The following is an 8,544-nucleotide window of genomic DNA, read 5'->3' as shown; positions in this document are numbered from 1 at the left end:
ACGGTATTGAGAGTACTGCCTTTTAATGAGGCATTATCGTGTTCAGCGATGACTAGGGCTGTCATGTGGGCTCCTGATTTATGTGCGCTCGCCTGCACCGTGTTGGCAATGCTGCGGCGTTACGCTTGGTTCTTGAATAGTGGTTTGGAAATTCGCCGGCTCTGCAATCGCTTACAGGACCTTGGCTTCATTCTTCAGCTTGGCGACCAGGGTCGCCACATCAGGCACCTTGATGCCGGCGCTGCGCTTGGCTGGCTCCACTACCTTCAATGTCTTCAGGCGCGGTGCGACGTCCACGCCCAGGTCGGCCGGCTTGAACACGTCCAGCGTTTTCTTCTTGGCTTTCATGATGTTCGGCAGCGTCACGTAACGCGGCTCGTTCAGGCGCAAATCGGTGGTGATGATGGCCGGCAGCGTCAGGGCGATGGTTTCCAGGCCGCCGTCGACTTCGCGCGTGACCGTGACCTTGCCGTCTTCCAGCACAACCTTGGAAGCAAAAGTCGCTTGCGGCCAGCCCAGCAGCGCAGCCAGCATCTGGCCGGTCTGGTTGCAATCGTCGTCGATCGCCTGTTTGCCGAGGATGATCAGCTGCGGCTGTTCTTTGTCAGCCACCGCCTTCAGCAATTTGGCCACCGCCAGCGGCTGCAGGTCGGTATCGGCGGTATCGACCAGGATGCCGCGGTCGGCGCCGATCGCCATTGCCGTACGCAGCGTTTCCTGGCATTGCGTCACGCCGCAGGAAATGGCGATCACTTCAGTGACCTTGCCGCCTTCTTTCAGGCGCGTGGCTTCTTCCACCGCGATTTCGTCAAACGGATTCATCGACATCTTGACGTTGGCAATATCCACACCGCTGCCGTCCGACTTGACCCGCACCTTGACGTTGTAGTCGACGACACGCTTGACTGGTACTAATACTTTCATCGTTATGCCTTTTATTGAAAATAAAAAATCTGAATTGACGTTAACGTAAATCTTAATTGGGAATTATAAGAGAGAATTCGATCCGACGCTGAAATTTAGCACGATCGTTCTATTAAATCTTAGAGCAAACCGACTAATTGCGCCAGCCCCATGTAGAACAAGACAGGCCCGGTATGGTTAAAGCTTTGGAAATATGGTGCGCCAGCCTTGGACAAGACTGGCAAGAATTGAGGGAAAACCGAGGGATGGCGTAACCAGCAGAACGCTGGTTGCGCATGGAGAGGTAAAGACTTGCGGCAGAACGGCGGCTTGTTTTCTTACTTGCGCTTCATGAAGAAAATGAATTCTCTGTTTTCTTCGCTCTGCTCCACCAAATCATTACCGGTCTGCTTCGCAAACGCCTGGAAATCGCGCACCGAACCAGAGTCAGTCGCCAATACACGCAGCACTTCGCCACTCAGCATGTCTGCCAACGCCTTCTTGGTTTTCAAAATCGGCAATGGGCAGTGCAGACCGCGTGCATCGAGTTCTTTATTAAATTCCATAACCACTTCTAATGTAAAAATTTTTAACATTTGCTGCTATTTGATGATTCTACTCCAAACGCAGGACCCTTTGACGCATCGCAACAATCCATCAATCATTTTTACAACAGCAGTGCCACAAATAAATATGTCTTTAATGCAATTTAAATTTCGATTCACATGCTAACATTCATTTTCTGGCGTAACAGAATGTAACAAGAAAACAGCCAATGCCGCTCTAAGGCAGCTCTACGCGTCATTCCGGGGAACTCGCATGCAGGACAGTCTTAGCCAAAATCCTTACAACAACATTACGCCGTTCTGGCAGCGCTTGCCCCTTTTTTTCCTGTATCCGCTGCAGCAACAGCTGGTCTGGCGCCCTGCTTTATACGCCCTGGTCGGCTGCGGCCTGTGGCTGCTGGGCAGGAGCGGCGACGACGGCTTCTCGCCAATTATCCTGATTGTCGCGGTGCTGGTCGGCCTGGGCCTGTCGATCGACCTGATGCGCCAGGCATTCCGGATCCTGGAGCAAACCTCGCTCGGCAATTTGCGCTACGCCGATTTCGACGAGCCGGACGACATGCACAAGATGTCGCCCTACAAGCTGTACTTCGTGATGCTGGTGCAAGGGATCTTTGTCGCCATCATGGCCGACCTCCATCCCTTCCTCGGGCTGCTGGGAAGCGCTCTGGCCAACCTGATGCTGCCGGCCAGCATCATGGTGCTGGGACATACCCATAGCTTTACCGACGCCATCAATCCCTTCAACGTGTTCAAGATGATCAAGGCCTGCGGCTGGCCCTACCTGGCGCTGTGGGCATTCGGCTTCATCCTCAGCCAGTGCGCGCCGATCACCATTGAGCTGTTCCTCGGGAAATTGCCGATCACCATGCTGATCGGCCTGGCCATCTTCGTTTGCGCCTATTTCACCCTGGTCGGCTTCAACCTGATGGGTTATACGATGTACCAGTATCATCAGGAGATCGGCTATGCGCCCGATCGCAATTTTGAAGTCAATGCGCTGGCCAGCAGCCGCCAGAACCGGCCCCTGAGCGACGACGAAATCCTGGCACAGCAGATCGGCGCACTGATTCGCGACGGCGACATCAACCTCGCCATCGAAATGGTGTGGGAAGAACTGCGCTACGACCAATTCAACGCGCAATTGTCGAGCCATTACGCCAAGCTGCTGATGCTCAAGGGCGACAAGGGCAAACAGCTGGAATATGCGCCGCGCCACCTGTTTACACTGGCCCGCTCGGGCAAGCCGGGCCGCATCGGCGACGCCTGGCGCCAGGCGCGCCAGCTCGATCCTGAATTCAAGATCGACAATCCCGACCATGTATTGGAAATTGCCGCAGCCGCCGCCTCAGTGCGCGAATACCAGATTGCGCTGGAAATCGTGTCCGGCTTCCACAAGCGCGCTGCACGCCATAAAGATGTGCCGGCAGTGCTGGTGCTGGCCGGCAAGCTGCTGTCCGACCACTTGCGCCAGGATGCCCGCGCCCTGTCGCTGTTCAACCACGTGATCGCGCAATGGCCGAGCAACCCGGCGGCGGACGAAGCGCAGCGCTACAAGAACGTGATCGAACGTTTGGCCCAGGGCTCGCCGCAAACCTGATCAGTATCGATTGCCCGGGCTGGTCGCCAGCCGGCTTTCTTCGCTCAGGGGAAACTGCTGCTGCAGCAGTTTCTGGTAGTGCTGCGCCTTGTCGTGCATGCCGGCCGCCATGAATCCCCGCGCCACGAACTGCACCAGTTGCGGCAGCTGCTGGTGCTGGCGCGCGGTCACCATCAGTATCTGCAGGATGGCCGCCGCGGTCTGCGGCTGGCCGTTCAAGGCAAAGCGCTTGGCCGCCGCCAGCGATTGCTCGCTGCTCAGCTGCGGCCGCGGCTCGGCTCTCGCCACATAGTCCAGGTAGACCTGGTGGATCTTGTCCTCGGCCAGGCTGCCCTTCGGCAAACGCAGCAGCATCTCAGCGGTCTTGTGGAAGGTCGGCGCGGCCGGCGCCTGTTTCGACAGATTGAACAATTGCAGCAGCCAGTCCGGTTGCGGCGCCCGTTGCTGCGCCAGGGTCCGGTTCACCAGGCTGCTGAAATCACGGCGGGCGCGTTCGAAATCGAGGCGGCTCAAGGCCGAATAGGCGCTCTGCTGCAAGCTGCGCAGCTGCTTGTCATCGTCGGCGGGAGCTACGTAGGTGGCGTGCGCCTGCTCCAGCTTGCGCCGCGCCAGCAAACGATAAGCCAGGGCCAGCAAGGCGCCGCCCAGCAAGCCGCCGATATGAGCGTAATAATTGGTGTTCGACGGCGCGCCGAACCACAGGTCGAAGACTTCCTTGCCGACCCAGATCGGCAGCATGATCAATGCCGGGGCCTTGAAGAAATCGAAGTAAAACAGGAACCAGTAAAAGAATCGTATCTTGCGCAAACCGTACAGCACGGTGTACATCCCCATGACGCCGGAGATGGCGCCCGAAGCGCCCAGCGACAGGATCATGCTATCGCCGCGGAACACAAGATAGAACGCGGCCGACAGCAAGCCCGACAACAGGTAAAACAGCAGGTACCAGCCGCCGCCCAGCAAGATCTCCACCGCATAACCGACCATCGCCAGGAACACCATGTTGCCCAGCACGTGCTCGACGCTGGCGTGCAGGAACATATGCGTCAGCAAGGTAACCGGGCGCTCGAACGCCTGCGCCGGGATCAATGCGTAGCGTTCGGTGAAACTGCGCTTGCGGGTCAGCACATAGTGCTCCCGCTGCTCCTTCCATTCAGCCAGGTCGTCGGCGCCGATGGTGCCCAGCACAGCCGGTTTCGCTTGCTGCATCAAGGCCGAAAAACGAAGGTCGGCGTCCAGCACATACCAGCTCTCGATCAGCGCTTCGTAGTTTTCCAGCGAAGCGGTCTTGCCGTCGCGCGCCGCGGCCAGGTCGGCCCGTGCCCGCAGCAGCCGCCAGCGCTCCAGCCCCTTGCGCATGACGGCAGCGGCCTCCTGCTTGTTATCGCTTTCCAGGTAACGTGCATAAGCGGGAAATTCGAATTCCGGCAGGCGCGACTCGACCAGGTAATAGTGCGCCGCAGGCTCCATCTGGCTGCGCTCGTGCCACTGGATGCCGAAATAAATCAGCAGGTTGACCAGCACCAGCAGGATAGTGACCAGCGGCGGGCGCTTCCAGTCTGGCTTACGGTCTACCGGGATAATCAGCATGGCGGGTCAAGAGCGGGTGGGAATTTTAATAATGCAATTTTACCCAGTCATTGCCGCATGGCAGCGTTATTTTTTACTGCCCGGGCGCTCTTACGCTTTCACGGCAGGTTCGGGCTGCGCCTTCTGCAACAAGGGCCGGTCGACATATTCGACCGCCAGTCCCTGCGCTCGCATCCAGTCGGCGACGGCGTGGCCGGTGCCGGCGCGCCAGGGGCGCAATGCGGCCGGTTCCAGCAAGCGGTATTCCAGCAGTTCCGGCGACAGCCGGATCTGGCCGGACGCCTTGACGTGGTAGGCAATGATCAGCTCGTTCTTGCGCATGAATTCATACACGCCGACCAGTTTGACCTGCTCGGCGTCGAGATTGGTTTCTTCCTTGATTTCGCGGGCGATGCCCTGCTCCGGGGTTTCATCGCGCTCCATGAAGCCGGTGATCAGCGCAAACATGCCCTCTTCCCATGCCGCATTGCGCGCCAGCAGGACCTTGCCGTCGATCTCGACGATCGCCGCCAGCACCGGCAACGGATTGTCCCAATGCGTCCAGTGTCCTTCAGGGCAAGCCAGGCGCGACTTCCCGCCTTCGCCTTCATCGTTGCGCTGGATCAGGGAAGTGGCACAAACCGGGCAGAATTTGAAATCGCTCATGGCAAGATTATTTGGTTAAGGACGAAAATAAGGACGAAAAAAAACGGGAAGCATCAATCCGCGATACTACTGCGATTTGATGCTCCCCGCTTTGGCTAGCCACGATCTCGGCCAGGTTCTTTATGCGCGTTCGCCGACCCAGGCTGCAACGCCTTGCAGCGCCGCCGCCAGGCCACTGGCGTCGGTGCCGCCGGCTTGCGCCATGTCGGGCCGGCCGCCGCCTTTGCCGCCCACCTGCAGGGCGACGAAATTGACCAGCTCGCCGGCCTTGACCTTGGCGGTAGCATCGGCAGTGACGCCGGCGATCAGGCTCACCTTGCCATCCTTCACCGCAGCCAGGACGATGGCGGCAGTCTTCAGCTTATCCTTCAGCTTGTCCATGGTTTCGCGCAAGGTCGCGCTATCGGCGCCTTCCAGCGTCGCCGCCAGCACCTTGATGCCCTTGACGTCGACGGCCTGGGACACCAGCTCGTCGCCCTGGTTCGCCGCCAGTTTCGATTTCAGGCTGCTCAGTTCCTTTTCCAGCGCCTTGACGTGGTCCTGCACCTGCGCGATGCGCTGGGTCAGTTCTTCCGGCTGCGCTTTTAATGCCGCCGCCGCTTCATTGACGCGGTTGCTCAGGTTCTGCACCAGCGCCAGCCCGGCTTCGCCGGTCACCGCTTCGATGCGGCGGATGCCGGCGGCAACGCCGCCTTCGCCCACAATCTTGAACAGGCCAATGTCGCCGGTACGAGTGACGTGGGTGCCGCCGCACAATTCGCGCGACGTGCCGATCGACAGCACACGTACTTCGTCGCCGTATTTTTCGCCAAACAAGGCCATGGCGCCGGCGCCGACCGCATCGTCGAACGACATCAATTTGGCTTCAGTCGCGACGTTGGCCAGGATTTCGCGGTTGACGATTTCTTCGATGCGGCGGATTTCATCGGCGCTGACCGGGGCGTTGTGGCTGAAGTCGAAACGGGTCTTGTCGGCATCGACCAGCGAACCCTTTTGCGCCACATGCACGCCCAGCACTTCGCGCAGGGCCTTGTGCATCAGATGCGTCGCCGAATGGTTGCGGATGGTGCGGTTGCGCACTGCGATATCGACCTTGGCATTGAGTGTATCGCCGACTGCCAGCGAGCCACTGCGCAGGCTACCGTGATGACCGAACACTTCGGCCTGGATTTTCAGGGTATCGGTCACTTCGAACAAGGCGCCGGCTGCTTCCAGCACGCCGCAGTCGCCTACCTGGCCGCCTGACTCGGCATAGAACGGCGTGGTGTCGAGCACCACGATCGCATCCTGGCCGGCTTCGATTTTTTGCACCGCACTGCCGTCCACATACAAGGCCAGCACCTTGGCTTCATGTGCCAGTTCGTCATAGCCGACGAAACGGGTCTTGTCGCCGCTGTATTCGACAGCAGCTGTCATTTTGAATTTGCCGCCTTCACGTGCTGCCGTTTTCTGGCGCTCCATGGCGGCCGCAAATCCAGCCTCGTCCAATTCGATTTCGCGTTCACGGCAGATATCCGCCGTCAGGTCCAGCGGGAAGCCAAACGTGTCATACAGCGTAAATGCGGTGGCGCCGCTCAGTTTCTTCGGATTCTTGAGCAGCTCGGCTTCCAGGATCTTCATGCCATGTTCCAGGGTTTCACCAAAGCGCTCTTCTTCCTGCTTCAGGATCTGCTCGACGCGCTCGGCAGCCGCCGGCAGCTCCGGATAGGCAGCACCCATTTCCAGCACAAGGTCCTTGACCAGCTTGTAGAAAAACGGCTTGGTCTGGCCCAGCTTGTGACCATGGCGCAGCGCACGCCGGATAATGCGGCGCAGCACGTAACCGCGGCCTTCATTGCCGGGAATCACGCCGTCGACCACCAGGAAAGAACAGGCGCGGATGTGATCAGCGATCACTTTCAGCGAATTGTTTTCCAGGTCGGTGATATTCGTTTCGCGCGCAGCCGCCTTGATCAGACGCTGGAACAGGTCGATTTCGTAGTTGCTGTGCACGTGCTGCAAGACCGCTGCCAGCCGCTCCAGGCCCATGCCGGTATCGACGCACTGCTTCGGCAGCGGGGTCAGGGTGGCGACGCCGGTTTTCGGATCGATCTGGCGGTCGAACTGCATGAACACGTTGTTCCAGATTTCGATGTAGCGGTCGCCGTCCTGCTCCGGGCTGCCAGGAGGACCGCCCCAGACATCGGGACCGTGGTCATAGAAAATTTCGGAGCAAGGACCGCAAGGGCCGGTGTCGGCCATCTGCCAGAAATTGTCCGACGCGTATGGTGCGCCCTTGTTGTCGCCGATGCGCACGATGCGCTCCTTCGGCAGGCCGATCACCTTGTGCCAGATATCGAAGGCTTCGTCATCGGTTTCATATACCGTGGCCCACAGCTTGTCAGCCGGCAAGCCATATACCTTGGTCAGCAGCTCCCAGGCCCAGACCAGCGAATCGTGCTTGAAATAGTCGCCGAACGACCAGTTGCCCAGCATTTCGAAAAAAGTATGGTGGCGTGCGGTATACCCGACGTTTTCCAGGTCGTTGTGCTTGCCGCCGGCGCGCAGGCAGCGCTGCACCGAGGTGGCGCGCACATAGTTGCGCTTTTCAGTGCCCAGGAACACGTCCTTGAACTGCACCATGCCGGAATTGGTAAACAGCAACGTCGGATCGTTGCCTGGCACCAGGCTCGACGAGCGCACGATGGTGTGGCCTTTGGATTCAAAGAATTTGAGAAACTTTTCGCGGATTTCGGCTGAGTTCATGTTCTTGGGCAAAATGAAACGGAAAAAGGCAACGGACAATATGTCCTTTTGCAAACCTTTGATTATACGTGATACCTGCCGGGCTATTCTGCCGCGGCCACATGAAAAAAGCCCGCCAGAATCGCTTCCGGCGGGCTTTTAATGATATGAGGGCGGTAATTCAGGCAGATTTGTGCCGAATTTGCACCTATATCAGTTGTATTGCACGCTATTTAAGCGCCTTTGTTTACCGGTGTAGCTGTGATTTTGTGGCTTTTCTTGTGATGTTTCTTGCCAGCTTTTTTCGCAGGTGCTGCGGCAGGTGCATCAGCGGCCGGTGCGGCTGCAGGAGCGGCAGGAGCAGGTGCTGCTGCAGGAGCGCTTTGCGCCATGACTGGCAGGGCGAAAGCAGCGACAACGATGGCAGCCAGCAATTTATTGATCTTCATTTTGACTTCCTTTCAGTTATTTTAAAAACAAGCAAATTTGGTGCTTTACGAGTGAAATCTACGATCA

General features: G+C 58.3%; 6 protein-coding genes and 1 pseudogene. 1 reads left to right on the top strand and 6 read right to left on the bottom strand.

Going from position 1 to position 8,544, the window contains the following annotated elements:
* From JWQ61_RS12820 to JWQ61_RS12810, 3 genes and pseudogenes are all read right to left on the bottom strand, one after another.
* Window positions 1-98, bottom strand: a pseudogene (locus tag JWQ61_RS12820) (electron transfer flavoprotein subunit alpha/FixB family protein); the annotation flags it as partial.
* 73 nt (window positions 99-171) lie between these two features.
* The gene (locus tag JWQ61_RS12815; protein ID WP_014005149.1) at window positions 172-924 is read right to left on the bottom strand and encodes an electron transfer flavoprotein subunit beta/FixA family protein; all 753 of its coding nucleotides are present in this window, start codon (window positions 922-924) and stop codon (window positions 172-174) included.
* Between the two features lie 317 nt (window positions 925-1,241).
* Entirely contained in the window at window positions 1,242-1,469 is a 228-nt protein-coding gene (locus tag JWQ61_RS12810; RefSeq protein WP_183081802.1) for a sulfurtransferase TusA family protein, read from the bottom strand.
* 253 nt (window positions 1,470-1,722) lie between these two features.
* Between JWQ61_RS12810 and JWQ61_RS12805 the strand changes: the two genes are divergently transcribed.
* Entirely contained in the window at window positions 1,723-3,069 is a 1,347-nt protein-coding gene (locus tag JWQ61_RS12805; protein ID WP_304360869.1) for a hypothetical protein, read from the top strand.
* Here JWQ61_RS12805 and JWQ61_RS12800 read toward each other — a convergent pair whose 3' ends face one another.
* The 3 genes from JWQ61_RS12800 to alaS all read right to left on the bottom strand — a co-directional run bounded on the left by JWQ61_RS12800 (window position 3,070) and on the right by alaS (window position 8,049).
* The gene (locus JWQ61_RS12800) at window positions 3,070-4,659 is read right to left on the bottom strand and encodes a rhomboid family intramembrane serine protease (RefSeq protein WP_304360868.1); all 1,590 of its coding nucleotides are present in this window, start codon (window positions 4,657-4,659) and stop codon (window positions 3,070-3,072) included.
* Between the two features lie 90 nt (window positions 4,660-4,749).
* Window positions 4,750-5,304, bottom strand: coding sequence for an NUDIX domain-containing protein (locus JWQ61_RS12795; RefSeq protein WP_304360867.1), 555 nt, complete (start codon window positions 5,302-5,304; stop codon window positions 4,750-4,752).
* 120 nt (window positions 5,305-5,424) lie between these two features.
* Window positions 5,425-8,049, bottom strand: a complete 2,625-nt coding sequence (gene alaS / locus JWQ61_RS12790; RefSeq protein WP_304360866.1) for an alanine--tRNA ligase — start codon at window positions 8,047-8,049, stop codon at window positions 5,425-5,427.
* Between the last annotated feature and the right edge of the window lie 495 nt (window positions 8,050-8,544).

The sequence above is a fragment of the Collimonas fungivorans genome (assembly GCF_028292705.1).
Lineage (GTDB): Bacteria > Pseudomonadota > Gammaproteobacteria > Burkholderiales > Burkholderiaceae_D > Collimonas > Collimonas fungivorans_B.
This window is presented reverse-complemented; position numbering and strand designations above follow the sequence as displayed.

Bases quoted from the DNA above. Each gene is read 5' to 3' on its own strand.
- JWQ61_RS12815 (WP_014005149.1), bottom strand. From the start codon at position 924: ATGAAAGTATTAGTACCAGTCAAGCGTGTCGTCGACTACAACGTCAAG.
- JWQ61_RS12810 (WP_183081802.1), bottom strand. From the start codon at position 1,469: ATGGAATTTAATAAAGAACTCGATGCACGCGGTCTGCACTGCCCATTG.
- JWQ61_RS12805 (WP_304360869.1), top strand. From the start codon at position 1,723: ATGCAGGACAGTCTTAGCCAAAATCCTTACAACAACATTACGCCGTTC.
- JWQ61_RS12800 (WP_304360868.1), bottom strand. From the start codon at position 4,659: ATGCTGATTATCCCGGTAGACCGTAAGCCAGACTGGAAGCGCCCGCCG.
- JWQ61_RS12795 (WP_304360867.1), bottom strand. From the start codon at position 5,304: ATGAGCGATTTCAAATTCTGCCCGGTTTGTGCCACTTCCCTGATCCAG.
- alaS (WP_304360866.1), bottom strand. From the start codon at position 8,049: ATGAACTCAGCCGAAATCCGCGAAAAGTTTCTCAAATTCTTTGAATCC.